Annotated in this window: 28 protein-coding genes; 4 read left to right on the top strand and 24 right to left on the bottom strand. The window is 57.0% G+C overall.

What is annotated here, in order from left to right; translation table 11 throughout:
• Window positions 1-5: 5 nt before the first annotated feature.
• From AC5DB9_RS07850 to AC5DB9_RS07840, 3 genes are all read right to left on the bottom strand, one after another.
• Complete coding sequence (locus AC5DB9_RS07850; RefSeq protein ID WP_022959744.1) at window positions 6-851, bottom strand: HDOD domain-containing protein; 846 nt, start codon at window positions 849-851, stop codon at window positions 6-8.
• A 137-nt stretch (window positions 852-988) separates the two neighbouring features.
• Window positions 989-2,167 carry a pyridoxal-phosphate-dependent aminotransferase family protein gene (locus tag AC5DB9_RS07845; protein ID WP_272990752.1) on the bottom strand — a complete coding sequence of 393 codons (1,179 nt, stop codon included), beginning with the start codon at window positions 2,165-2,167 and terminating at the stop codon, window positions 989-991.
• Between the two features lie 95 nt (window positions 2,168-2,262).
• Window positions 2,263-3,660, bottom strand: coding sequence for a 3'-5' exonuclease family protein (locus AC5DB9_RS07840; RefSeq protein WP_272990755.1), 1,398 nt, complete (start codon window positions 3,658-3,660; stop codon window positions 2,263-2,265).
• A gap of 83 nt (window positions 3,661-3,743) precedes the next feature.
• Here AC5DB9_RS07840 and AC5DB9_RS07835 point away from each other — a divergent pair, with 83 nt between their 5' ends.
• The 3 genes from AC5DB9_RS07835 to AC5DB9_RS07825 are packed head-to-tail and all read left to right on the top strand — an operon-like array spanning window position 3,744 to window position 5,566.
• Window positions 3,744-3,941, top strand: coding sequence for a hypothetical protein (locus tag AC5DB9_RS07835; protein ID WP_272990757.1), 198 nt, complete (start codon window positions 3,744-3,746; stop codon window positions 3,939-3,941).
• 15 nt (window positions 3,942-3,956) lie between these two features.
• Window positions 3,957-4,520: a glutathione peroxidase gene (locus tag AC5DB9_RS07830; RefSeq protein ID WP_272990759.1), complete on the top strand. Its 564-nt coding sequence runs from the start codon at window positions 3,957-3,959 to the stop codon at window positions 4,518-4,520.
• Window positions 4,517-5,566 carry a DUF3080 family protein gene (locus AC5DB9_RS07825; protein WP_022959748.1) on the top strand — a complete coding sequence of 350 codons (1,050 nt, stop codon included), beginning with the start codon at window positions 4,517-4,519 and terminating at the stop codon, window positions 5,564-5,566. Before AC5DB9_RS07830 ends, AC5DB9_RS07825 begins: the two co-directional genes overlap by 4 nt.
• Here the strand turns inward: AC5DB9_RS07825 and gspN are convergent.
• The 15 genes from gspN to AC5DB9_RS07750 all read right to left on the bottom strand — a co-directional run bounded on the left by gspN (window position 5,563) and on the right by AC5DB9_RS07750 (window position 18,200).
• A complete protein-coding gene (gene gspN, locus AC5DB9_RS07820) occupies window positions 5,563-6,285 on the bottom strand; it encodes a type II secretion system protein N (RefSeq protein WP_272990761.1) in 723 nt (240 codons plus the stop codon). The genes AC5DB9_RS07825 and gspN overlap by 4 nt on opposite strands.
• Window positions 6,285-6,764: a type II secretion system protein M gene (locus tag AC5DB9_RS07815; protein WP_272990763.1), complete on the bottom strand. Its 480-nt coding sequence runs from the start codon at window positions 6,762-6,764 to the stop codon at window positions 6,285-6,287. Before AC5DB9_RS07815 ends, gspN begins: the two co-directional genes overlap by 1 nt.
• The gene (gene gspL / locus AC5DB9_RS07810) at window positions 6,761-7,939 is read right to left on the bottom strand and encodes a type II secretion system protein GspL (protein WP_272990765.1); all 1,179 of its coding nucleotides are present in this window, start codon (window positions 7,937-7,939) and stop codon (window positions 6,761-6,763) included. The genes AC5DB9_RS07815 and gspL overlap by 4 nt, the downstream gene beginning before the upstream one ends.
• Entirely contained in the window at window positions 7,936-8,919 is a 984-nt protein-coding gene (gspK, locus tag AC5DB9_RS07805; RefSeq protein WP_022959752.1) for a type II secretion system minor pseudopilin GspK, read from the bottom strand. Before gspK ends, gspL begins: the two co-directional genes overlap by 4 nt.
• A complete protein-coding gene (gene gspJ, locus AC5DB9_RS07800) occupies window positions 8,916-9,569 on the bottom strand; it encodes a type II secretion system minor pseudopilin GspJ (RefSeq protein ID WP_273035468.1) in 654 nt (217 codons plus the stop codon). The genes gspK and gspJ overlap by 4 nt, the downstream gene beginning before the upstream one ends.
• On the bottom strand, window positions 9,566-9,916 hold the full coding sequence (gene gspI / locus AC5DB9_RS07795; RefSeq protein ID WP_022959754.1) for a type II secretion system minor pseudopilin GspI: 351 nt from the start codon (window positions 9,914-9,916) through the stop codon (window positions 9,566-9,568). Before gspI ends, gspJ begins: the two co-directional genes overlap by 4 nt.
• Window positions 9,916-10,419 carry a type II secretion system minor pseudopilin GspH gene (gene gspH / locus AC5DB9_RS07790; RefSeq protein WP_272990771.1) on the bottom strand — a complete coding sequence of 168 codons (504 nt, stop codon included), beginning with the start codon at window positions 10,417-10,419 and terminating at the stop codon, window positions 9,916-9,918. The genes gspI and gspH overlap by 1 nt, the downstream gene beginning before the upstream one ends.
• Window positions 10,394-10,837, bottom strand: coding sequence for a type II secretion system major pseudopilin GspG (gspG, locus tag AC5DB9_RS07785; protein WP_022959756.1), 444 nt, complete (start codon window positions 10,835-10,837; stop codon window positions 10,394-10,396). Before gspG ends, gspH begins: the two co-directional genes overlap by 26 nt.
• Window positions 10,838-10,846: 9 nt before the next feature.
• Window positions 10,847-12,067, bottom strand: a complete 1,221-nt coding sequence (gspF, locus tag AC5DB9_RS07780; protein ID WP_272990774.1) for a type II secretion system inner membrane protein GspF — start codon at window positions 12,065-12,067, stop codon at window positions 10,847-10,849.
• The gene (gene gspE, locus AC5DB9_RS07775; protein WP_022959758.1) at window positions 12,054-13,538 is read right to left on the bottom strand and encodes a type II secretion system ATPase GspE; all 1,485 of its coding nucleotides are present in this window, start codon (window positions 13,536-13,538) and stop codon (window positions 12,054-12,056) included. Before gspE ends, gspF begins: the two co-directional genes overlap by 14 nt.
• Before the next feature lies 1 nt (window position 13,539).
• The gene (gspD, locus tag AC5DB9_RS07770) at window positions 13,540-15,666 is read right to left on the bottom strand and encodes a type II secretion system secretin GspD (protein WP_272990777.1); all 2,127 of its coding nucleotides are present in this window, start codon (window positions 15,664-15,666) and stop codon (window positions 13,540-13,542) included.
• Window positions 15,663-16,547, bottom strand: a complete 885-nt coding sequence (gspC, locus tag AC5DB9_RS07765) for a type II secretion system protein GspC (RefSeq protein ID WP_022959760.1) — start codon at window positions 16,545-16,547, stop codon at window positions 15,663-15,665. Before gspC ends, gspD begins: the two co-directional genes overlap by 4 nt.
• 176 nt (window positions 16,548-16,723) lie before the next feature.
• Window positions 16,724-16,846, bottom strand: a complete 123-nt coding sequence (locus tag AC5DB9_RS07760) for a DUF3012 domain-containing protein (protein ID WP_245542392.1) — start codon at window positions 16,844-16,846, stop codon at window positions 16,724-16,726.
• A 201-nt stretch (window positions 16,847-17,047) separates the two neighbouring features.
• Complete coding sequence (locus AC5DB9_RS07755; RefSeq protein ID WP_022959762.1) at window positions 17,048-17,221, bottom strand: rubredoxin; 174 nt, start codon at window positions 17,219-17,221, stop codon at window positions 17,048-17,050.
• A gap of 163 nt (window positions 17,222-17,384) precedes the next feature.
• Window positions 17,385-18,200 (bottom strand): hypothetical protein, encoded by an 816-nt coding sequence (locus AC5DB9_RS07750; protein ID WP_272990784.1) that lies wholly within the window; start codon window positions 18,198-18,200, stop codon window positions 17,385-17,387.
• Window positions 18,201-18,280: 80 nt separating this feature from the next.
• Between AC5DB9_RS07750 and AC5DB9_RS07745 the strand changes: the two genes are divergently transcribed.
• Entirely contained in the window at window positions 18,281-19,264 is a 984-nt protein-coding gene (locus AC5DB9_RS07745) for a tRNA-dihydrouridine synthase (RefSeq protein WP_272990787.1), read from the top strand.
• Here the strand turns inward: AC5DB9_RS07745 and AC5DB9_RS07740 are convergent.
• From AC5DB9_RS07740 to AC5DB9_RS07715, 6 genes are all read right to left on the bottom strand, one after another.
• A complete protein-coding gene (locus tag AC5DB9_RS07740) occupies window positions 19,261-19,734 on the bottom strand; it encodes a DUF2505 domain-containing protein (protein WP_272990788.1) in 474 nt (157 codons plus the stop codon). The two genes, AC5DB9_RS07745 and AC5DB9_RS07740, sit on opposite strands and share 4 nt — an antisense overlap.
• A 145-nt stretch (window positions 19,735-19,879) precedes the next feature.
• Complete coding sequence (locus AC5DB9_RS07735; protein WP_022959766.1) at window positions 19,880-20,290, bottom strand: YeeE/YedE family protein; 411 nt, start codon at window positions 20,288-20,290, stop codon at window positions 19,880-19,882.
• Window positions 20,287-20,727, bottom strand: coding sequence for a YeeE/YedE family protein (locus AC5DB9_RS07730; protein WP_272990791.1), 441 nt, complete (start codon window positions 20,725-20,727; stop codon window positions 20,287-20,289). The genes AC5DB9_RS07735 and AC5DB9_RS07730 overlap by 4 nt, the downstream gene beginning before the upstream one ends.
• A 112-nt stretch (window positions 20,728-20,839) precedes the next feature.
• Window positions 20,840-22,333 (bottom strand): DUF3336 domain-containing protein, encoded by a 1,494-nt coding sequence (locus AC5DB9_RS07725; RefSeq protein WP_022959768.1) that lies wholly within the window; start codon window positions 22,331-22,333, stop codon window positions 20,840-20,842.
• Window positions 22,334-22,466: 133 nt separating this feature from the next.
• Window positions 22,467-23,780 carry a serine hydrolase domain-containing protein gene (locus AC5DB9_RS07720; RefSeq protein ID WP_273009204.1) on the bottom strand — a complete coding sequence of 438 codons (1,314 nt, stop codon included), beginning with the start codon at window positions 23,778-23,780 and terminating at the stop codon, window positions 22,467-22,469.
• A gap of 128 nt (window positions 23,781-23,908) precedes the next feature.
• On the bottom strand, window positions 23,909-25,549 hold the full coding sequence (locus AC5DB9_RS07715; RefSeq protein ID WP_273009206.1) for a putative bifunctional diguanylate cyclase/phosphodiesterase: 1,641 nt from the start codon (window positions 25,547-25,549) through the stop codon (window positions 23,909-23,911).
• Between the last annotated feature and the right edge of the window lie 11 nt (window positions 25,550-25,560).

Raw genomic sequence — 25,560 nt, 5'->3', positions numbered from 1 at the left:
GCCTCTCAGGCTCGCAGCAGCTCTTGCATCTGCTCGATCTGCTGATGATAGCTTTCGTCCATACCGTCCGGGCTGAGCGGCAAACCCAGGCGTGCAAAGGCGGTCACATTGGACCAGTCGACAGACGCCAGAGGGTGGTCAGTACCCACGTAACTGTGGAGATTGGCAACGGTCACCAAATCAGCGTAATCCGAGCGCTCGCACTGACGGGTAAAATCCAGGTGAGCCTGGGGCACCTTCACCAGCTCCTCGGGAAAGCCCCAAGACTCAAGGATCGTACGCCCCAATTCCGGCGTTAGCGAAATCAGCGCTTGATCCAGCATTTCAGGATGATCCCGAAGAAAGCCGCGCCCCACTGCATAGGACAGGACCGGCAGCGCCCCGATTTGATGAACGACTCCTGCCAGTGTTGCCAACTCCGGCTTTAGGTGTCGCTGCCCGCGCGCCAAGGTGTGGCAGATTGCGCCTACGTCCGCGCTGTGCATCCACAGTGCCCGCATTCGTTTATTGAGCACTTCTTTGCTCGAGAGAAAAATTTGCTGCATGGCCAAGGTGGTGACCATGGTTGAAGTGTACCCCAGGCCAATTCGGGAGATGGCACCTTTAACATCATAGGTCGGTTCCAGTCCGCGCATCAGCGAACTGTTCGCCACCCTTATCAGTCTGGCGGCAATAGAACTGTCGTGCTCAATGATCGCTGCCAGCGCCGCAATCTCGATATCGGGATCATTGGCAGCCTCGCGGATTTCCAGAGCGACTTCAGGCAAGGTCGGTAGACTGATGGCGTCGTCCTCAATGCTTTTCAGCAAGTCCGAACGAATCTGCTCAATAAACTGAACCGAAATACTCACGCTTTGTATCCTTCTTATATCGCGGCGCTAAACAGAAAGACCGCCATCGCAGCTTAGCAGAGTCTCGGCGCTGAACTATCGGCATAAACCGAAACAGCAAACCGGGGCATAGCGCCCCAGCAACAACATGAGGGATGTCAGCCCTGAGCAGCTTCTGCCGCCGCAATAGCTGCAGCCGCATCACAATCATAGCCCTGCGCCTGCATGGCTTCGGCCAACGCCGACAGTAATAAGCGAATATTTTCCATCCTTGCGCTGTAGCCCATCAGGCCAATCCGCCAGACTTTGCCGGCGAAATCGCCAAGTCCAGCGCCGATCTCAAGATTGTGTTTTTCCAACAGTTGCTGGCGAACCGCGGCATCATCCACCCCCTCAGGGATGTAAACACTGTTGAGTTGTGGCAATCGGCTGTCGGCATCCACCACGAAGCGAATACCCAAACTTTCCAGACCGGCGGCGAGACAACGATGCATGGCCGCATGGCGGGCCCAGGCATTCTCAAGCCCCTCGTCCTGCAAGATCACCAGAGACTCGTGCAAACCGTACAAAGCATTGACCGGTGCCGTGTGGTGGTAGGCGCGTTTGCCGCCTTCGCCCCAGTAACCGAGAATCAGATTCATATCCAGAAACCAGCTCTGCACCGGGTGTTTACGCGCTTTAATCGCCTCAACGGCAGCGTGGCTGAAACTGACCGGCGACAGTCCCGGCGTACACGACAGGCATTTCTGGCTGCCGGAATAAATAGCATCGATACCCCATTCGTCCACACGCAGCTCCACGCCACCCAGTGACGTCACGGCATCGACCAGGCTCAAGCAACCGTGCTGTTTCGCCAGCGCACACAGCGCTTTGGCATCACTTACCGCTCCGGTCGATGTTTCAGCGTGAACAAAGGCCAGCACCTTGGCATCGGGATTGGCCTGGAGCGCCGCCTCCACTTTCGCAACGTCTACCGGCTTGCCCCACTCACTGTCCACAATCACCGGTACGCCGCCGGTACGGGTGACGTTTTCAAGCATCCGCTTACCGAACACACCGTTGATACACACTACAACCTTGTCACCCGGCTCCACGAGATTAACGAAGCAGGCTTCCATCCCCGCTGACCCCGGCGCCGAGATAGGCAGAGTCAGTTCGTTTTCCGTCTTGAAGGCGTATTTCAGCAGGCTTTTCAGCTCATCCATCATGCCGATGAACAGTGGATCCAAATGACCCAGTGTGGGCCTGCCCAACGCGTCGAGAATACGCTGGGGCACATCGGAGGGGCCGGGGCCCATCAGGGTACGTTTCGGGGGGTGAAATGATGAAATGCTCATACGCGGCCTATATAGCTGGACAGTCGATATCGTCGGGCTTGCAACACGGCAAGTTCCAATCCGGGCGCGTATTGTAGGACATTCCCCGCCGCGCTTCACGACTTGGTGACGGGCAGCGGCAGCCACTCCCGGGATTTGCGGAATTCGAGCAAAATACAGTAGAGATCGAAATCAAACGCCGGAGCTTGCGACAGCGCTTCATGACAGCGTTTCTGGCTGGGGCGACGCCCCCTAAAACAACCGAAGATGCGCCAGTGATCCACCAAAAACCAGTCAGTGCGGCGCCTGTCGGCACGCTGCTCACGAATCAGCACAGGGCCGGAGAACGGCCAGCTCTCCAGCTTACGCGTCGCCAATTGAGACAGCAGCCGCGCATTGTACTCAGCCGCACTCTGTTCGCCGCAACAGGCCCCGGCACAGCGTTTGAGCTGGTAGGCAAAGCAGTTGCCACGTCCACTCTCAAGCCCCAACCTGCGCAGACACAACTGCTGCTCGCGGGCAATACGCAAGAACAAGGCTGTCGCCTGCTTCCGGTGCCGAAAAAGAAAAATCCCCTCTACCGAATCCAGTGCTTCGTCGCCAATAAACACGGGGTGTAAATAACCCTGTTCATCGGGCTGTAATTGCACCACACACAGTTCGCGCTGACGGCGCAACTGGCGATTGTAAAGCGGGCTCAGGGTTTTGATCTGCTGGCTTTCCAGCAACAGTGCACCGAGTTCTCCAGCGGTTTCGGTGACCTCAATGCGCGTGAGTCGGCGAAGCATTTTCTGCGCCTTGCTGGAATGCATATCACTGCGAAAATGCGAAAGCACCCGTTTGCGCATAGACACACTTTTGCCGACATACAAAAGCGCATCGCCGTCACCATAAAAGCGATAAACACCCGGACGATCCGGAACGGCACTGAGCTGCTCAGGTGGAAGCTGTGGCGGAAGGCTGGGGCGCTGTAGCTGCGCCTCAAACTGGGCCATGACCTCCGCTTCACCAACATCCGCAATGGCGTAATCCAGAAAGGCCTTCATCGCCAACACATCGGCCATTGCACGGTGGCGGGTATCCCGGTGATAGGCAATCTGCTCGCAGAGGGCGTCGAGACCGTGCTTGGGCCAGTGTGGATAAAGTGCGCGGGCCAGCTTGAGAGTACAAAGAATTCGCGGACGGTAATCATAGCCGCTCGCCGTAAAACTCTGCTTGAGGAAGCCCGCGTCAAAACGGGCATTGTGCGCGACCAATATCGCGCCATCGAGTAGCTGAAAAAGCTCGGCCGCGCGATCGCAGAAACGGGGTGCGCCCGCCAGCATCTCGGCTGAAATACCGGTGAGTTGCTGAACAAAAGCAGGGATAGCAACATCCACATTGAACAGCGATTCCCAGCGCTGCTCTTCGCCGTTCTCCAGACGTAGCACCGCCGCCTCAGTAATACGGTCTGCAGACGGCCTCGGCCCGGTTGTTTCCAGGTCTACCAGCGCCAGCAACTGCTTCAACAACATCACTTCTCCAGGTTTCTCGCGACTGATCGGTCCACCGCGACAACTCGTATAGTACTACGCAGCTTTGCTGTGCGAGGATGTCTATGCAAAGATGGCGTTACTGCCACAACGGAGGTCGACACACCATGATCGAAAAATGCTATGCCGCTCTGGTTTCACTCTGGCAAACCATAACACTGCCTCCTCTTGCGCCCATTCCGGTGCGCAGCGACGAGAAAGAATCATCGCTGTCGACACCTCGCAATTGTCACCGCTCTCTCTACGAAGACAGCGAGTTCTAAACAGGCGGTTCTCCAATGCGCATCGCTCTCTCGCTGCTGATGCTAGGTTTGCTTATGGCTGGCCAAGCGGCGGCGTCCAGTCAAGCTGACTGGCAATGTCCCGACTATCTCAACAGCGAGCTTCCCACTCTGGAAGCGGGGTCATTACCCCTGTGCAAAACCCTGCAGCAGGCACGCGCTGTGTTGATTGTGAACACCGCCAGCCTCTGCGGCTACACCTCGCAATTTGATGGCCTGGAGGCATTGTATCAACGCTATCGCGATCAGGGCCTGCTGATACTGGGTATTCCCACCGGCGACTTCGGCGGGCAGGAATATGAAGACAGTGAGCGGACAGCCAAAGTTTGTCACGCCAACTACGGTGTCACCTTTCCGGTATTCCGCCGCGGCTGTGTACGCTGCGAAGAGCCCCAACCGCTGCTGAAACTGGCTGTGTCGCAAAGCGGCGTCGCGCCGAAATGGAATTTTTACAAATACCTGTTCAACCCCCGCTCAGGCGAAGCCACGGCGTTTCCCTCGAAAACCAAACCCACTGATCCGGAACTGATTGACGCGATCGTCACCACTCTGACACCGTGACCCGCATTGTTTGCTACCTGCTGTTCAGCTCACTGCTGGTGTCCTGCGGTGACAGACCTGATGCCTATGAGGCCCTTTGGCAGCGATATACCCAATCACTGAGCCGTACGCTCGACAGGCAAGCTCCCGTTCCTGCCCCAGCCGCCCTCCCCGCATTGCCAAGCGCAGCGGCAATAACATTCCCCGTCGACAGCGAGCAGATCAATCTGCTGGAGTTTTTGCGCCTGCGCCGCTGCGCGCTGGGCCAGACCCTCGCAGAGAAGAACAGTATATTGGGCCGTCACGGCGATAATGCGTCAGCGTTACTCTTTGCCTTGCGATTTTTGGATGAGGTGGACGCCTGTATTGAGATACTGGACGACAGTGAAGCCGAGTTGAAAGCCAGCCTGCTGTCAGCCAAACGCCAGAAGCGCAAACAACTCCCCGCACTGATTTTCAATGCCTTGATTGCCGGCCCGGAGTTTCGCGAGCTATGGCAGGCCCCCGCTCAGCACCGTCAGCCCTACCCACCCGAACAGCGGGATGTTGCAGTCACCGCACTGGCACACTGGCGGGTATTACAACAGCAGTGGCTGGCAGGCCTCGACTATCATCGCTATCGCGAGTTGATCCCCATACTCGCGGATATCCGCCGGGGTCTTGGAGGGGAATGGTTACGCTTTCAGCGCCAGTCGAATAGTGGATTGAAACAGGCTAACGCGCTGCTCGAACAGCGCCTTAACGGCAGACAGCTGTGCCTGACCGGAAGCGCCAATGAAAATGCCAGGATATTCGCTCAGGTACTGCACAAGCTCTTTATTGCCGGCATCCAGGCCGAGGCCAGCCTCGCCAACCGGCATCAACAAGCACTGCTCACTGAGCTGGAGGGGCTGAGCGGAGAGCTGGCAGTACAGCTTGCCCTGCCCTCCGCGTATCAGGCATGGCAGAAACAGCTGACAGAACGCGGCGAGCAGTTCCTCAAGGCGTTCCAGCGTCATGTACAACTCAGCGGTGAACTACTCGAACAATGCGGACTGAGCCCGTCGTCGACGCAGGACTCGCGTTAAAAGCGCAGCACGAAGTCCTTGCCGTTCCGCGGCTTGCCAAAAAATTGGCTGAGACTGTTGTACAGCGCGCTGCCCTCAGGCGGACTCAACTGTATCTGCCCGCGCGGCATACCATTCATCGCAATACGCAGGTTGCCCCGGACTTTCATCGGGTTATCGGGATCGATACTCACCACAATCTGTCCACCGCTGCAGCTCAGTGTTGATTGGATACTGCCCAGAGCATCAAGCCCATCTACATCGCCGCTGAGCTGATCAATACTGACTTTACCCTGCAGTTCGCTGCACCCTTTCGCCGTCAGCTGGGCTTGTTCGAGTCGGGCAATAAACTGCCCATCGAAGCCCATACTGGGTACATCCACTGCGTCTAACAGGGGCGCAATCTGCCCTCTTGCCTGAACATCCGACGCGATCAGTGTTTCTGCATCAGCCAGTCCCAACTCAGCAGAGACGTCCACTGGCGCGGCAGTCGTCACCTGCAGCAGCCGCTGATTCCAAAGGCCAGACGGCTGAACACGCCAATGAATCTCGTCGAGCTGCAAGCCCTGCACCACAACGTGGCTGAGTCGCCCCTGCCAAAGCCCGCCCGAGGCCGCCCCCAGCTCTACACCCTGTAAACGGTCTCGCAAGGTATCGGTCAACAGCCAGGCCGGGGCTTGCCAGACCAGACTGCCAAGTAAAACAACAATGGCGAGAAGTGCGACACCCAAGCGTTTCACTATGCGCCTCCCAGAGTCGCTCGCAGCGACACCCGGCCAGGCACATCCAGCCGCCCCATCGACAGAGAATCCAGCGGCATACCGGCCATCAGCAAGGCATCGATAAACCGCACGGCGCTGTTGTAATCCGTCATCGCCACTTGCACGAGGAACCGACCGTTACTTTGCGGTTCAATGCGGCTGATATTCACACCAAACTGGCGGGCAGCACTGGTAATCTGCTGCTGCGGAGAGCCACTGACGGTGCCGAGTGACTGCCCTCGCCCGCGCGCGGCGGTCACTTGCGCAGCGGCGCCTTGCATCCAACTATAAATCTGCTGGCGTTGGGCCAGACGCTCCTCAGCGCTGGCGCGCGCATCCAGCAACGGCTGCCACAGCAGTAACCACACCAGTAGCGGGATACCCGCAAAAATGCCGCCCAGTAAAATCCAGCGCTCGCGTTCCGAGCGTCCATCCAACAGAGCATTGAGTGACTTCATTTGCCGCCCTCCCGCAATACCAGCTGGCCAGTGATTCCTGTTTGCTCCTGACCAAACGCACCGCGTTCAACCTCAAAGCCCTGTGACAACAAGGCCGCTACCCATCGGTCTACCTGCTCGTAGCCATCGGCAGCGATCAGCACTTTAACGGCATTTTTCTCGTAGTTGAGCTGCTGCAGGCGGATACCACTGTCTCCTTTACTGGCGCGGGCAATGCGGTCCAACCAGGGCATGAACGCCGACTGCTCAACATTCCCTCCCTCCAACGCCGCCAACTGGCTACGCATCTGGCTGCGCGCATTGACAATACGCGCACCGGGGAAAGTGTCTCGATAAATATCGTCAATGCCCTGTTCATAGAGCGCAATCTGGCGACGGCTGTCGGCAATTTCCAGGCCCAGACTGAGCCAGTGCAGTGCTAACAGCAGCCCCGCAAGTGCCACCGGCCAGCGCAGCCGCTGCCAGAGGACATTACTCTCTTCTTTCAGGCGATAATCGCCACTGAGAAGATTCATCGGCCAGGGCGAAAACAGCCTGGCAATCTGCTCCAGCCGCTGTTCATAGGTTTGCGTGCTTTCTGCGGGTAAGCTCACGGCAATCGCCGCCCCCTGCTCGCTGTAACAACGCGGGCTTACATCACCTCCGGCGACCTGCCACCAAGCTGACAGATTATCGGTGCTCAAGCTGGCCGCCGCTGCAGGCAAGCGCACGGTCGCCCTGCGCTCGTCCAGCAGCACCACGTTTTCCGGCAAAACAGCATAGTCAGGCAGCAGGCTTTTTACTTTTAAACCGCTGTCTTTTAACAGGGCAAACCACTCGTCCATGCGCTGGCGATCAACCACCAGCACATCGCTGGGCTGATTCGCCACAATGTTGCCGCAGACCAGATGCAGCGAATCCAGATCACTGCAAAGCTGTTCTTCCAATTGAAAAGGCAGCGCAGCGAGACCCACACGCCCCCCTTTGGGCAGAACAACCTGCTGCCAGCTCACCCATTCACCGGGCACAATGACGTAGCAAGGCACCCCGGCAAACCGTTCACCGAGATCGTCCAGTGAACCGCCAGCCTCTATGCTGCCGGTATCCAGACGTTGCTGAGTGCTGTCGCTCCAGTGCAGCCAGTGAATACGAAGATCACCGTCTGCGGGCATGGATAGCAATAGTCGTTCGCTCAAAAAACTTCTCCATATTCACGCGCATAGGCGTAAACCTTGCCATTGTTCAACACCAAGCGGCTGTACAAACGCAGGCGTCGCTGCTCGTACAACACATCGGCAAGGCCGCGAAAATATCGCGACTTGACCGTCAGCCCGGCCTGCAACTCTGCCGGAATGGGCTGCCCCTCTGACAGCCCCAGCATCACGACAAAATCTTCAACCGTCGCCCAGCCTTCTTCCGGGCGCTCTTCAATAATCTGCTGCACCACGGGCACCGCCAGAATATTCCCAATCGCAGCCGCCAGCAGTGGCGCGTCTTCCGGGCTGAGGGTATTGATATTCAGCCCCGTTTCAATCTCCGGCAACGCGCATAAATACGGTCGCAGTGCCGCTTCTTCATCCTCTTCGAACTCGGCAAACAAGCTCATTTCGCTCAGCGAGTCGAGAGGCTGGTTGGGCGGCAAATAAGGATAGTCTGCCGCCGTGTAGGTCAAATCTTCCGCGCCGTACGTCCCCTCGGGAGAAAAGTCGGCATCGACCCAGTCGCTCAGCCGCTGAGTAATAAAGGCTGCGCGCTGAGGATTCAACTCCAGATTCAGCAGCAAGCCTTCCAGCACCTGCTGGGCGGGGCTGCGACTGCCACTTTGGGCGGCTTCATCCGACAAATACAGGCGATTGACGTTAAAACAGGCCTGCTCGTCCTCAACCAGCCCGGCGATAGAGCCACCGTCTACCGGAAACACGATATCCTTGCGCGCCCAATTCTGATTCAGTGTCACCACCGACTCACCGGCAATGTCTTCCAGCGCAAATACCGCAATGCGCTCTCCACCCAGCGCATACCAGTAGGCCTGATCCATCAATCGCTGATTGAACAGGCGCTGACTGTTGTAGCGCACAGCGTCGATCAGGTTTACCGACAGCACCAGCATGATGGCGACCATCAGCAGTACCATCATCAGCGCGGCGCCACGCTGCTTGGCTGGAGGCGCCCTCATTGCACCAGCTCCGGCAGTAGCACGTTCATTTCAATATCGGGCCAGGGACCAACATCCAGTTCAATGCGCAAACCAGTCGGTTGCAGCGCATTGAGCTGCGTGCTGGGCGGCCAGAAACTTGTCCAGCGGCTGCCGTCGTAAAAGCTCACAACAAAACGCCCCACGTCCTCCAGCAGTTCGCGGCGCTGCCGAGGGCTGTTTTCAGTGGGGTCGGCAACCGCCGCGCTGTAACGCAGCAATACACCGTCTTCCACCTCGTAGCGCACGCGCTCCAAGCTGCTGTTCAGCACCTGCCCCGGCAGTAACCGCCGTCCGCCGTGCACAAACTCCAGCTCGCTGTTCTCCCCGATCTGCTCGGCCACCAATCGGGCCGGTAATGGGTCACCCTGCTCATCACGGGGAATCCGCGGCGTCAGCTGCTCCAGATCGCGACGCATCATTTGCAAGGCCAGCGCCACGCGCTCCAGTTGCTGTTGCCGCTCGGCCACATGGTCCTGATTCTGTAGCGCCCCGTTTAACAGCGCACTGGCCATTACCCCGAGCAGTGCCATAATGCCGATAGCAATCAGCAGTTCGACCAGGGTAAAGCCCCGCTGCCCCGGGCACCGCATTCGGTTAAACGCACAAGGCTTCTGCGGGGTTCTACTCATTTCTTGAGAAAGGCCATGCGTGTCGCCAAGGTGTCCTTCTCGCCCTCCATACGCACTGTCAGTTCCACGCGACGCATGGAGGGATGGGGCGTATCAGCCACACTGCGCTGCCAGACGAAGTCGTAACCCGCCAGCGAGGCTTTGCCTGTATTGCGATTGCCAAAACCCTCGCGAAGAATATCAACCACCAGGTTTTGCGCGACCAGGTCGGCAAACTGGCGCTTTTCCAGCTCACCCGTGCTCAGCGTGGCCTCACTGAGACTTTTACTCAGGGCAACCGCAGCGGTCGCAAAAATCATCAGCGCGACCATAATTTCCAGCAGTGTAAAACCCCGCTGCCGTCCCATTAATCCTTCACCTTCAGACTGTCGTCAAACACCAGCGTGTCGCCATCTATTGAACGCAGGCGCCACTCGAAGGGACTGATCTGACCATCGCCCAGAAACTGTATCTGTGGCGTCATCTGGCGGCGACCCTCTTCCTCTTCGGGCATTTTCAGCGGCTCACCCGCAATGGAGATTTCAGCGCGCACGCTGCTGTCCATTTCAAGTTGTCGAGACAGCGGCCCAACCGTAATGGGCTGCCAGCCGCTTTCTGTCAGCGTGACGTAGCGGCCACTGCTGCCATTCCACAGCAGCCCAAGGCTTCGGCCGCTGAACACCGCCTCTGAGCGTGCACTGCGCAGACTGGTCATCAGCTCCGCCCGCTCTTCACGCAGCATGGCCTCACCGTCTTTGCCCGGCAAGGTCAGCACAGCCACCCCGCTCATCAGGCCGATAATAAAAATGACGACCAGCAGTTCGAGCAGGGAGAATCCGCGTTGTTTATTCCTGCCAGTTGACGATATCACTGGCCAGCTCCTCGCCGCCCTCTTCACCGTCGGCACCCAGCGAATACAGGTCGTAAGGACCGTGCTCACCCGGCTGAATGTACTGGTAGGGGTTGCCCCAGGGATCGTCGGGCAGGCGTTTGATGTAACCGTTACTGCGATAGTTTTTCGGTTGGGGGCCGGTTTGCGGTGCCTTCACCAAAGCCATCAGCCCTTGGTCAGTGGTCGGATAAACGTGATTATCGAGTTTGTACATGTCCAGCGACTGCTCCAGCACCGCAATATCGGCGCGGGCTTTCTCCACCATGGCGCGGTCCTGATTCTGCAGTACATTCGGGGCCACGACGGCGACAAGCAAACCGAGAATGACGATGACCACCATGATCTCCAGCAGTGTGAAACCCTGTTGACGGCGGTGGTTAAATGCAAGCGACTCCACGTCGACCTCCTAGAATTGTGTCAAGTTATTCAATTGCAGTATCGGCAGCAGGATGGCCAGCACGATGGACAAGACTACCAGCCCGAGAACCACGATCAACAAGGGTTCAAACAGGCTGATAAACATTTGTACGCGGGCCTGCAGCTCGCGCTCCAGATTTGCCGCGGCGCGCTGTACCATTTGCTCCAGCTCACCACTGGACTCACCGCTGGCAATCATATACACCGCCATCGGCGGTAATTCCGCCTCATCCTGCAGACAGCGACTGAAGCTCTTCCCCTCGCGGACTTCTTCACGTACGCGATCCATACTTTGCTTCAGGTGTTCGTTGCTGAGCGTGGCACAGGCCACTTTCAGCGTTTCCAAAAACGGCACACCAGAAGACAGCAGAATGGCCAGCGTTCGCAACATCCGCGCCGAATCGAGCTCGCGCACTAACGGCCCCCACATAGGCAGGCGCAGCTGCAGGCGGTGGGCACGCAATTTCCGCTCGGGGTCGCGCAGCCACCATTGGGCACCGAGCACGACGGCAATAACAGCGATGACCACGGTATACCAATAGCTGGCCATACCATCGCTGATAGCGATAAGAATTCGCGTCAGCAGCGGCAGTACCTGATCGTAGTGATCGAACTGCGCCGTCACTTTGGGCACCACGTAAGTCATCAGCGCGGTAATCACCCCAAGGGCCACAAAGCACAACACCAGCGGATACAACGCGGCCTGCACTATCACGCCGCGCAGCTTTTGACTGTCTTCGGTGTATTCAGCCAATTGGTTGAGGACTTCCGCCAGATCTCCGGACTTCTCGCCCGAACTGACCAGTGCACGATAAACCGAATTGAAAACATTGGGGTGGTCGTTGAGCGCATCGGCGAGCGAGTGGCCCTCCAACACACGGGAGCGCAGCTCAAGCACAATGCCTTTGAGGTAGGCCTTTCGCGTGTGCTTGGCCGTCGCGGCCAGCGCTTCTTCAACCGGAATACCGGACTGGATCAGCGTCGCCAGGTGCCGGGTAAACAGCGCCAGATCGGCGATATTGACTTTGGGACGGGACAGCGAGAATCCACTGCCGCCGCCACGACGTTTATCCCGGCTGGCATTAATTTCTACGGGAAACAGTTGCTTTTCACGTAACGCCTGACGGGCAAGACGGCTGGAGTCCGCCTCGATTACGCCACGCTTGCTGTTTCCCTTGGCATCCAGGGCACGATATTCAAAGGCTGGCATCCGTTCCCTCGCGAACACTGCGCAGCAGTTCGTCCAGACTGGTCTGCCCTTCCAGAACCAGTCTGCGCCCTTCCGACATCAGGGTATTCATCGTCCCGGCAACATGGCGCTGTATTTCCTGCTCACCGGCGCGATTGTGGACCATCTCACCCACTTCACGATCGATCACCAGCAGCTCATACACACCTTGTCGGCCGCGATAGCCCGTGTGCTGGCAGGCGTCACAGCCCGCCGCATTATAGGCTTGTTTACCTTCAAGGCTGCTGTCACCGAGCAAGCGCGCCTCTGTTGCATCCAGCTGAATGGGCTCACGGCACTCGTGGCAGAGTCGCCGCACCAGGCGCTGCGCAAGCACCCCCTTCAGGCTCGACGCAATCAGATAAGGCTCAACACCAATATCTACGAGACGGGTAATCGCGCCAATGGCGGTATTGGTGTGCAACGTCGACAATACCAAGTGGCCTGTCAACGAGGCCTGTACCGCAATTTCGGCGGTTTCCTGGTCGCGGATTTCCCCGACCATCACCACATCAGGGTCTTGGCGAAGAATCGCGCGCAGGCCGCGAGCAAAGGTCATTCCCACCTTGGCGTGAACCTGGGTCTGACCGATACCTTCGATATCGTACTCCACAGGATCTTCAACGGTAAGAATATTGCGTTTGCGATCGTTGAGCGCCATCAAACCCGCATAAAGCGTTGTCGTCTTACCAGAACCGGTGGGGCCGGTGACCAGAATAATGCCATTGGGCTGGTGCAACAGGTCGGTCAACGTTGTCAGCGTCTTGGCGGGCATACCCAACTGGCTCAGATCAATGCGGGCGGCCTGCTTGTCGAGCAAACGCATGACCACGCGCTCGCCGTAGTTTGACGGGATAGTCGATACCCGCACATCCACCGAGCGACCCGCGATACGCAGCGATACCCGTCCGTCCTGGGGCACGCGTTTCTCGGCAATATCCAGTCGCGACATGACTTTGATACGCGACACCAGCAGCGGCGCCAGTCGGCGGTTAGGGGTGAGCACTTCCTGCAAAATGCCATCGACACGCAGGCGCACCGACATGCTCTTTTCGTAGGTTTCGATATGAATATCAGAGGCGTCACGTTTCAGGGCTTCGCCAAACAGCGCGTTAATCAGGCGGATAACCGGCGCATCGTCCTGGGCATCCAGCAAATCCTGCGACTCGGGAATTTCCTCGGCGAGGCGATCTAGATCCACCTCGTCGCTGATATCTCCCATCGCCGACATGGCATCGCCCTGCTGTCGCTGGAAGGCCTCATTAATTTTGTCCTGCAACTCGGCCTCATCACACAGTGTCAGTGTGAAGGGCGCAGACAGCGCCCGCTGCACTTCGGCCAGTGCAGCCGGGGGAGTTGACGCGCAGCACAGCAGCTCGAGGTGATCGCCATCAACCTCTTGTACCAGCAGCCCATTGTTGCGCGCAAAGGCGTAACTCAGCGTTCGCGACATATCAGTTCTGCTCGGACTCTTCGATCAGCTGCGGCTCGTCAATGAAGATGGGCTCCTCAACCGCCTCACTCTGAGGCCGGGGTTGGAGCATCTCTTTGCGCTCCGCTTCCGACTCCAGCGCCTCGACTTCCTGCTCGCGTGCTTTTTCTGCGGGCGCCATCGGTGGCGGCACTGGTTTGCGCGGCAACAGATCAACCGGCGAAGGAGCCATGCCCGCCCACTCCGGCAGTACCGCCAGATCAGTGAACGGGAACAGGCTGATGCCCTCGGCCGCCTTCGCCAACTGCTCGGCGCGGATATAGTTGTACTTGCGACCACTGATTTCTGACAGAGTCGCCTGGTCGCGAACGATCGTCGGGCGAATAAAGACCATCAGATTACGTTTAGACGTGCTGGTATTGTCCGCACGGAACAGGCGGCCCAACAGGGGAATATCGCCGAGCAGGGGGATTTTGGCACTTTGCTCATTAACCTGATCGTCAATCAGGCCACCCAGCACAATGGTGGCACCGTCATTGACCAGCACGGTCGTTTTAATCGTGCGCTTGTTGGTGATGACGTCGGCAGCCGAGGTCGATGGGCTGAGCGAGGATACTTCCTGTTCGATGCTCAACTGGACCGCGTCGCCGTCATTAATTTGCGGAGTCAGCAGCAGCTTGGTACCCACCTCTTGGCGCTCGATGGTTTGGAAGGGGTTGGTGTTGGTCGAACTGGCGGTAGATCCGGTTAACACGGGAATTTCCTGACCAACCAGAATAGAGGCCTCTTCGTTATCCAACGTCAGCAGGCTTGGTGTCGACAGGATATTGGACTCCGAATCACTGGCCAGCGCGGATACCAGGGTCGCAAAGCTGAAGCCGTCTGAAATTTTGCCGAAACCGATGGCGGCACCACGCAAACCACTCAGAGCCGTCGCAGCCGCCTCTTCACCAGCCAGCAAACTAATGATTCCCGGTGAACTGCCAGTCCCCGAGGCGCCACCACTGAAGTTGATCCCACCAACAGGTACCGTGCCGTCATCCGCGCCGCGGAACAGCCATTGCACCCCCAGCTCCTTTGCCTTGTTGTCGGTGACTTCAATAATAATCGCCTCTACCAAGACCTGAGCGCGACGGATATCCAGATCGCGAATCACCTTCTCCAGGTCATTAATAATATGCGGACTACCTGACAGCACAACGGAGTTGGTCTGTTCGTGGGCTTCAATATTGATCGACAGCGCATTGCCGCCACCGGCGGTGGTACGCCCGGCACTTTGCTCATCTTTAACAATGGTATCGCTGATGCTTTTCAGCACCGTCACCAGTTCTTCGGCTTTAGCATACTTGAGGTATTTGACACGAATATTCGACTGGCTACTGACTTCACTGTCGAGGTCTTTAACCAGGCGGCGCAAGTAACTGCGCGCCTCATCATCGCCAAACAGGATCAGCGTATTGGTACGCGGATCGGCGGCAACAACAGGCTTTGAAGAACCGCGCTTGCGGGTCTGCTGTGACAGCACCTTATTGAGAACACGTTCAACTTCTTCCGCTGAAGAGTTTTGCAGCACCACCGTTTCCATCAACTGCGCATCAACGGAATTCACCGCGTCGATAATCGACATCAGGCGGCGCACGTTAGATTCCCGGTCAGTAATCAGGATGATGTTGGAATCGGAATAACTGGTGATAACGCCGACTTTGTTGTCGACCAGCGGGCGCAACGACTTCACCAGCTCGTCGGCATCGGCATTCTGCAGCTGGGCAATACGCGTGATAATGGATTCGCTGCGCCCCAGCGATGAGGCCGAGCGCTGTACTTCAATACCCTCGATTTTTGCCGCCTGGTTGGGGATGACTTTGAGGATGCCGTCACCGGCTTCTACCGCCGAGTACCCCTCCACGCCTAACTGGAGCAGAAAAATCTGATACAACTCGTCGGCGTCCAGTTTGCGATGGCTTTGAACACTGATTTTTCCCTTCACCCGGCTGTCGACCACAATGGTTTTGCCAGTGAGCTTGGCAACCGTATCGATGAACTCGCCAATGTCGACATTCTGCATGTCCAGGTCGAAGCGCTCCGCGCTGGCTTGCAGTGGCAAAACCAGTACCAGCAGCAGTGACATGCTCAGAAAAAGTGTTTTCATAAATCCAGTCTTTTGCTCAGAATCGAATCGTTGCGCTGCACCAGCAGCTCGAAGGATTGCGTGTTTTCCATTAATTTCATCAGCTCGGTTGCTGGCAGATCCGCCAGCGACTGTCCGTTCACGGACAGCACCACATCACCCGGCTCAATACCCAACAGCTTGAACAGACGCGGATCCCGCCCCGGTGACAGAGCATAGCCCTTGACCTGACCATTCTCGGTAACCGGACTGGCAGAGAAGAACCGTACCAGTTTCAGCGGACTATTCTGCACCGTATCCATGGGGTCTTCGCCAATCAGCTCTTTGATCTCCGGCCGATCCAGGCTAATCACCTCGTCGTCTGCCGGCTGGGCGCTCGCCGACGGGGCCGCCGTAATGCCGCCGCTGAGTTGACGTTTCTCCAGCTCGATTTTTTCCTGACGACGATTGTTTTCAATGATGATGTGGTCTGACATGACCGCCAAAAGCGTCACCGAGCCCGCCACCTCTATTTTTTCACCAACGGAATAGGCTTTGGTCTTGCTGCCGTGACGCAGTATGGCCACACCGCTCTCGTCGCTGCCCGATACCAGTCCCAGCACCGAAATTTTCAGGCGACTGCGTTGTACATCCTGCTGGATGATTTTTTCACTGTCGTCTTGCGGAGCTTCGCCAAACAAAGGCACCGCAAGCAAACTTTGTACATTGTATTGGGGTCCGCCAGCAGACTGTGCGACAGCCGCAACGGGCCTGGACACCGGCAGAGTGACATCGCGACTGAAAGCAGCGGCTGACCAGAACACGCTGGCAAGCACCATCATCAGCAGCAACAGTAATATCAGACTGACACTGGCACTGACGCGAGGGCTTAGTACCTGCTTAATTACCGCCGACTTATCCACCTCGTCGTACTACCTCAAATTCGCCCCACGAGCGCCGCATACTAGAGAAACTGTATGACATTTTTCTTACCAAACCGATCCATCTCCGACCACACTGTCACAATTGGCCGTCATCCTTCAGCATCCTAACGAATACACCGGCATCGAAACCGACGCCGGTGTATTGGCAGAACCGCTTATTTAAACACGCAGTGTTTGGCGTAATCGGCAGCTTCATTCGCCGACCAGTCACCTTTCGGCTTTTCTTTCATCGCGGCGCACCAGGCTTCTGAACCCACTTCAGGGGCGCAGGCTGCCATCAGAACCAACAGGGAACACAGCAGACTTGTTTTTATCTTTCGCATAATTACCTCGTCAAAAGCTCGGGTCACCAGAACATTAAACCGACTTAGTGTAACAGAGGCTTAGCAGAAGGCGCATAGCAGGGAGGGATTTTTGCCGACCGTTACCGGAAGAGCGAAATCGGCCCCGCCAGAGCAGGCGGGGCGCGAAGGTACAGGTCAGGACTCGACCATATCAAAATCGAATTTACTGATACCACAATCCGGGCATTCCCAGTCTTCGGGGACATCATCCCAGCGGGTGCCTGCAGGAATGCCATCATCGGGCAGACCTTCTGCCTCGTCATAGATGAAACCGCAAATAACACATTCCCACTTTTTAAAATCGCTCATCATGCTCTCCATTCACTTGCTTTGTCGGCGAGCGCCTTTGAGCAGTGCACAGCCACTGCAACAAGCCGCCTAGGCCATTTTTTGCCAAGTATACTACCCATGACGACTGCGAAATATTAAGGAATTTCAATGATTTTTCTTTTGCCGCGCGCAAGCGAGGCGGCTAGGGCTGAGACAGCCCTGCGAGCTTGCCACGGGAAGGCAGTGACAACAGAACCACCAGCGCCTCGCCATCGCGATCCAGCGTCAACGTAATATCGCGACTGCTGCCGAGCCGGTCATACAGATCATTGAGAACGTCCGGCGCGGCCAGCGCCATACCATTGATGGCGTGAAGGCGGTCGCCCCCTTTGAGGGGCAGTTGCGAGAACAGGCGTGGGTCATCGCCAGGGTAAAGATAGTAGTGGCGGCGGCCCGCTGACGTCTTGCGGCGTTGCACATCCAGACTGCCGCGCAGTGACAGCGGTGATTCATAGAGCCGCTGCAAATACTCGGCTATCAGTGCTCTGACCTGCGTATCGTTGCGGAGATCAACCACGGACGACGCCCGGGCGGCAAAATCATAATCTGCCAGCTCACTACGATACTCAAAGCGATCGTCACCCTCGTCATCTTGTGTACCGCGAAGCGACAGCAAGCGGAACGCGCCGCAACTATCCAGCAGTACGGATTCCGCCATCACCTCCGCCACCTTCAAACAGGGTGGCAGTAATTGCGTACCGACCCCGACAAGGCGTTCCTGACCATCTATCGCCATATTCGCGCGGGGCATCTCATCACCGGGCAGGATGGACAACAGTTCCAGAGGTTGACGCACGACCGGATCATCGCCGAACCACTGAGCGTCATCAGCGTTGAAGATCTTCTGTTCCTCAGCAACCGTCTGCTCCAACTGCTCGCGTGCGGGCGCACTGAGTCCGTACAGCCCCAATGCAGTGGCCGCGGCATAAATGCCCGCAACAAGAAATTTTGCTTTCACGCTCGCCATCCTACCAACCTGCAACCCATCTACAGTTACCCCTCAACACGCTATAATGCGGCCCCGCGCTCGCGCATTCAATGTCAACGATATACCGGTTCACCATGCATATTCATCTGGCCCCAATGGAGGGCGTCGTCAACGCACGTATGCGCGCCCTGCTGACCGCCGTTGGAGGTATAGACCGCTGTATTACGGAGTTTGTTCGCGTTACCGACCAACTGTTGCCTGCCAGGGTGTTTTACCGTCTCTGCCCCGAACTGCATCACGGCGGTACGACACCAAGTGGCACACCGGTGTACGTGCAACTGCTAGGCAGTGAGCCCGGCGTCATGGCCGACAACGCGGCGCGCGCCGCTGAACTGGGCGCACCGGGCATCGATCTGAACTTCGGCTGCCCAGCCAAATGCGTCAACCGCCATCGGGGCGGCTCAATATTGCTGGACGAACCTGAGCTGATTTACGCCATTGTCAGCAGCATCCGCCGGCAGCTTCCGGATGACGTCCCCCTCACCGTAAAGATTCGACTCGGCTTCCGCGACAGTCTGCGATTTCATGACGTCGTCAATGCGGCAGAAACGGGGGGCGCGAGCTTGCTGACTATTCACGCCAGAACACGGGAAGACGGCTACACACCGCCCGCCCACTGGCATCAGATCGCCCCGGCTCGCGAGCGCTTTGGCATTGCCATGGTTGCCAACGGGGAAATTTGGACCCCCGAGCACGCCGACCTGTGCCAGCGAGACAGCGGCTGCGAGGACATTATGCTCGGGCGCGGACTGCTGTCCCGCCCTGACCTCGCCCTGCATATCAAGCAGCAGCGACTCGGCAACAGCCACCAGCCGTGGTCTTGGGAAGCCGTTTTTCCTCTGCTCTACGCACTGTTTGAAGACAGCCTGCAAACATGCGCCCCGCGCCATGTCGGCGGCCCCAGTAAACAGTGGTTAGGGTATCTGCGCCGCACATATCCGCAGGCTCAGGAGCTTTTTGAGCAGATCAAACGACTGCGCGAGCCGGCAGATTTGCAGGAGGCACTGCAACAGCACCTCCCCAAAGCCGCTTAAGCCAACGCCTTCTTGAGGTAGTCCAGCTCAGCAACGGCGCCATCGTCGGTCTGAGACAGTACAAACTTTTCCACCTTGCCGCCGACCAGCGGAATTTTTGCCTTGCAGCGATGGCTGACCCGATACTCACAGCCATCACCCTGGGGCTGCAACGCCATTTCCGCGGAAATCACTACAGGCTGGCCCTTGATCGTGATCTGCATAGTGCCACTCCAACCGTCGCCGTCGGCTTGCCACTCTTCCTGGAAATTAAGGGTCTGCTTGGGATTGAAGACCTTCGCCAGCACGGAGGGCAGCTCACGAGTCACTTCGCGCTCCATCGCCACCGTGAGGCTGTCGCCGAAATCTTCTATTTCACAATCTGCGCTGAGCTCACCCAAGGCGAGACTGCGTTCAACCCGGAAGTCCGGATCCTGTAAACGCGCCCAAACTGTATCGAGATCCTGATCAAACTGCATTGTTACCGACATGCGCACTCCGTGCCATTATTGTTGTGAGGAGACAAGTTTACACCTGCGCCCGCATGCGCAACATCCTCTCTATGTGAGAGAAGGAAAAAATATCAACCCGAGCTGCGGAAATCCGCCCCAACACCCACCAGCGGCATAGCCGGAGTCAGCGAGCAATAAACTGCCGGTAAATCACCATGCCGGCGAGCATTGCCAGTGCAAACACCACGAATTGACCTATGCCCGTCAAAATAGCGACCAGCGCGGGGGCCGGACAAAGACCGCTCAAGCCCCAGCCGATACCAAACAACACCGCGCCACCCACCAGTTTCCTGTCGATGTGCTTAGCGGTCGGCAAATGGAACTTTTCGCCATGCTTCGGCTTTTCGGCTTTGAACAACCAGTGGTAGGCAGGCGCCACCACGATCAGCGCAGCCCCCATGACAAACGCCAGGCTGGGATCCCACTGGCCGAATAAATCCAGAAAGTTCTGCACCTTGGCCGGATTAGCCATTCCCGACACAGCGATTCCCGCCCCGAACAAAGCGCCGGAGAGCAATACCATCAGATATTTCACAGGCCTTCTCCCAGCAAATGACGCAGAACAAACACCGTGACAAAGCCACTGGCCATAAAGGTCAGCGTTGCCACAATGGAACGCATCGAAAGGCGGGAAATACCGCAAACCCCGTGACCAGAGGTACAGCCGGACCCCATCGACGTCCCCACGCCCACAACCAGGCCGGCGACGACCAGCATCGGCGTTGAAAGCACAGGGCGAACATCCTCCAGCGCCCCGGTGAGATAGGCGCCCACAAAGCCGCCCATAAACAGCCCCAGCAAAAAAACCAGGCGCCAGTTTCGCTCACCACCGTGCTCCAGCGCAGCCCCGGCGACAATGCCGGAAATACCGGCGATGCGGCCCACGGACCACATCAGCAAGACCGCCGACAGGCCAATCAACACACCGCCAAAGGCGGAGATATAAGGGGTAAATTCAGTGGCTTCTACCATCGCCAACTCCACTCTCTGCTATACCAATGCGGCGACGCCGCAACTTGGCAAGCAAGATAGCCAGTTGCCCAGACCTTGGCAACTGGCCGAACTGCGACATATTCGCGCAGTCTCAGGCGCGCCGTCCCTGCGGGAGTTCGGCACCGAGGTGATGCTTGGAAAGGTGGGTCAATTCTTCAGCTTCATATTCTTCGAGAATATCCGCCAGTTTGCGGCTGATTTTGGTACTGGTGCGAATCATTTCAATCTTCGGCCAGCTCGCCCTTTCGCCTTCACGGATAAAGAACCGAAGCTGTTCTTCCGTCAATTCATTGAGCAGCTTTCGGGGGTCGAAAAAGCGATAGCGCGGAATAATATTGATATCACCCGTGTACTCCTGACTCACCACCGCATTGGCCATGTTCGCCATCCGGCGAATCTTGGGCGAGGACTTGAAGTACTTCTGCACCAGCGTATTGCTGACCTTGTACCACTCTTTCAGGCTGCGCATGGTGAAGTGTCGCAAAGAACTTACCACACCGGCCTGCGACGATTTCGCATCGTGCAGCATCCACAACACAATGGGATTGGTCTGGCTGACAATGAAGTGATTAACACCATAGAGGCGCGCCAGCCGTTTGGCAGGCAAATCATCACTGAATGAACCGTCTATCCAGCGGCGCGTCGCCAGATAAGGCTGCGGATGCCCATGAACATTCTTCGCCTCCAGCATAACCGGCGGAAACACACCGGGCACCGCACAGGAGGCCAGCACGGCCTTGCGAATGTAGACATTGGGTGACGCAATGGCATTCAGCAGGCGTGACGTCTGGTGCACATCAGAGGGAGAAATGGAGATATTGATGTGTCTGCCGGTTTTCTCGTAGGCCTCCTGGAAGGTCATATCCGGTATCAGCTTGGCAATTTTTTCCTTGAGCATGCGGTGATTGATACGCGGTGTGGCGTTGGACAGGCCGTTATTGACCAGGTCCATTTCCAGCCGCAGCTCATCAATCAATCGCTCGGTATCCAGAAATTCCTTCAGCTCAGCGTCAGAGCGCGTGCCCAGCACTGCGGCAATCAGCGAGCCGGCACTGGCACCGGAAATCACGTCGGGGAGCAGATCCTGCTCTACCAGCGACTTCACCACACCGACATGGAAGTTGCCGAGAATCGCGCCACCACTCAGCATCAGCGCCGACTTGCCGTAGCATTTGCTGGCGCGACGGAAAAAATCCAGACGCTCGAGAAAATCGGGGTGATCGCTATCCAGCGTACGCAGGTGCTCCAGCGCATCCACAATCGCGTCGACATAGTCGCCGATCAGGTTTTTCGTCCCGAACTTGGCGCGGGAGTACAACACCGGCTTGCCCATGCCGCCCATATTGCCGTGAATCCCCTCATTCAGGGTGAACAGCAAGCCAATATTGTCGTTGTTTTCACGAAAATACCGCAGGCGCTCCAGTCGAGAGCGAATGGAGGCGTAGTCATACAAGCTGGTTTTGTCGATTTTCTTCCAATGCGCACGTCCTGATCCACGATCGTGCTCAATGGCAAGGGACTTCCATTCCTCGTAGCTGTTCGCTTCTTCCAGTTGCTTTTCTAGCTTCTTGATCGTTGACGGCATAATCCTGCAATTCCTAGCGTGGCCGTTTCAGTTGTACCACGTTAACAGTCGCTACTACTCAGCACCATAGGGATTGTACTCAGTCGGCAGCGATGGCTTAACGGCATGATAACAGAGTTAAGTGATAATGAAATTACCGCGTTTTCAGCGAAAATCGCGGCATTTTGCTATTCAAAGCCTGCATATTTTCACAGGGCCCACAGCGCTGACTGATTCCATCAACCAGTTTCAACAAACTCACAATGTGGTTGCCAACGACAGGTTTGCCAGTATTCAGCACCGCCACCGACAGATCGCGTTGCGGATCCGCCCAGCAAAGAATGTTGGAGAATCCCAGATGACCAAAGGCAAACGGGGTATGGCGACCGTAAACCCCAACATAGCGCCCCCCCAACATACAACCCGCGCTGTAGCGCATGGGAATGATCAGTGAGCGATCAAATTGTGGCCGCGCGGCTTCGCGAGTCAGGCGATTCACGGTCAGTGGGGAGAGAATCTGCTTGCCCTGCCACTCGCCCTGTTGCCTGAGCATTTCGAAGAACCGGGACGCTTCCTCGGCCGTGGCATACAGGTTACCTGAGGGAATTTGCGCGTTGAGAAAGGCTTCGGTGTTGGAGAGTCGTACCACCGAATCCACATCGGCGCCCAGCACCTTTTCAAGATGATTGCCAACCGGCCCCACATTAGGCAGACCACTAACATAGTTCTGCGCTGCGGCCGCATGGTCCTTGGGATCAAGGCCATAGCGGAAGTAGCGCATTCCCATGGGCTTGCGAATCACCTCATCCAGATAGCTGTTCACGTCCTTGCCGGTGCACACGCGAATCAGTTCAGCGAGCACAAAGCCCCCGGTAATCGCGTGATAGGCCACCACTCGTCCATCTTCGCAGAGTGCTTGCTCTGCGCAAATGCGCCGCAGGGCTTCCTCGGAGTCGAACAGCACTTCCGTCGGCGTGTCAGCAGCCAATCCAGGCACTCCAGCTCGGTGGGCCAGCAACTGATATATGGTAATACGCGCTTTTCCGCCCTGGGCAAACGCGGGAATGTAATGACTGACCGGATTCAGCAGATCCAGCAAACCGTCTTCGGCAAGCTTGTGGACCAGTACCGCGCTGATTACTTTGGACGCGGAGAACAGGCAAACGGGTGTATCGAGCGCAGCGCTAACCGGCTGGCCCTCATCTAATCCACCCGAGAAACCAATACTGCGGTGCAGTATCTGTTTACCTTTTCTGCGCAGGGAGACGCTGACCATCGGGTGCATACCGCTGCGGTGAAGCGCCTCTGCATCCTGCCAGATCGCCTCAACGTCCTCTGCACTGACATCGGTTCCAGCGACACTCGCTTCCTTGGGATCGATGGTGGCGCTGGCGGCGATATCCAAGCCTCTGGCGGGGTCACGGAAGATTTTCTGGCTGACTGACTTGCAAGTTTTGGCAAACAGCATGGAGTTCTCTTATGGCTGTTCCCGGCGCCGATATCGCTCGGGTTAATGAGTAATAACCCTTTTTATAACATGCCGTCAGAGTGTGAACTAGAGCGCATTCGCTCAGAAAAGCGCAGAAATGGTCCCGATCAGCTAATTTTCTCTTCGAGGGGAACGGGGCGACCGTGGAGATAGCCCTGCGCGAAATCCACGCCGATTTCTGCAAGGTAATCAAACACCGTCTGGCGCTCGACGAATTCCGCGATGGTTTTTTTACCGAGAACATGACTGATGTCGTTAATGGAGCGAACCATCGCCTCGTGCACCGGGTTTTTATCAATATCGTGCACAAACATGCCGTCAATCTTTACGAAATCGACCGCCAGCTCCTGAAGGTAGCCGAAAGAAGACATACCCGTGCCAAAATCGTCCAGCGCAAACTGGCCACCGAGCTCATGGACCCGGTCGATAAAACGGCTGACCGCCGAAAAGTTGGTAATCGCGACGGTTTCGGTAATCTCAAAACAGATCAAGCCGGGGTCAATATGGCTGCGCCGCAGTTGGCGATAAACAAATTCCAGAAAGGACTCTTCACACAGGGACTGCCCGGAGATATTGATCGCAAACAGCGGCTGACTGGCCACGACCTCAGGGTTGCTCTGTAAATAGTCGAATACCGCCTTTACGACCCAGCGGTCGATCTGCGGCATCAGACCAAACCGCTCAGCGGCCGGCATGAACTGCCCGGGACTCAGCAGCTCGCCCTGATAGCGCATTCGTACCAGCAGTTCGTTGTACTCCCGCGCCGCGCCCTGCTCATCGCACAGCGGCACGATGCGCTCCCGCATCAGACAGAATGCGCCGCTGCCCAGTGCATCGTTAATGCGGTGCACCCAGTCCATTTCGTCCTGCAAGCGGCTGAGTTTTTTGTCATGAACATCATAAACATGCAAACGTCCACGACCGTTTTCTTTCGCGGAATACATCGCCACATCCGCCTGACTCATCACCGCCTGCCGCTCCTGCGACTGGTCGTTAATAATTACCACGCCAATACTGATAGAGACACGATGGGCAATACCACTCCAGGTAAAGCTCATGCGTTTGACAGATTTGATCAACCGAGTCGCAATCGACCGCGCTTCATAGTGGTCGACGTTGCTTAGCAAAATGCCAAACTCATCGCCGCCCAGACGGTACAGCAAGTCACCGGCAAACAGCTCGCTTTGCAAACAGTCCGCGACGGCTTTTATCAGATTATCGCCGGCACCATGACCACTGGTGTCGTTGATCAGTTTGAACTGATCGATATCGATATACAGCAAGGCATGAGTACGCGAGCTGACCGCGGCATCATTAACCAGGTTATCGATGCGACGCTCAAATTCGCGGCGACCCATGAGAGAAGTCAGCGGATCGAGCGCCTGATCACTGTCCCCGCTTGCCTCCAGCCCGCTCAGCAGCAGGCTGTAACCGACACAATGCCCATCCCCGTCATTGACGGTATTCACCCGTAGGATCAGTTGTTGCTCACTGTTGTCGCCCTGACCAGCCTGCAAGCGGATAGCTGCTTCATTGCCCGACGCTGCCAGTGCCGCTACAGCGTCGGCCGTCAACACGACCCCACCTGCGCCGCGGACAGGCAACGAACACATCGGCGCGTCAATAAGACTGTCGTGATTACAGAAAAGCAGGCGCTCGGCTGCCGAGTTGATGTAGCGAATATGGCCTTCTATGTCGACACAGACGACCGCTGAAGGAATTCCGGCCAGCACCCACTCTGCCTGCATATCGACTCCGC

Source organism: Spongiibacter sp., assembly GCF_984394615.1.
This window is presented reverse-complemented; position numbering and strand designations above follow the sequence as displayed.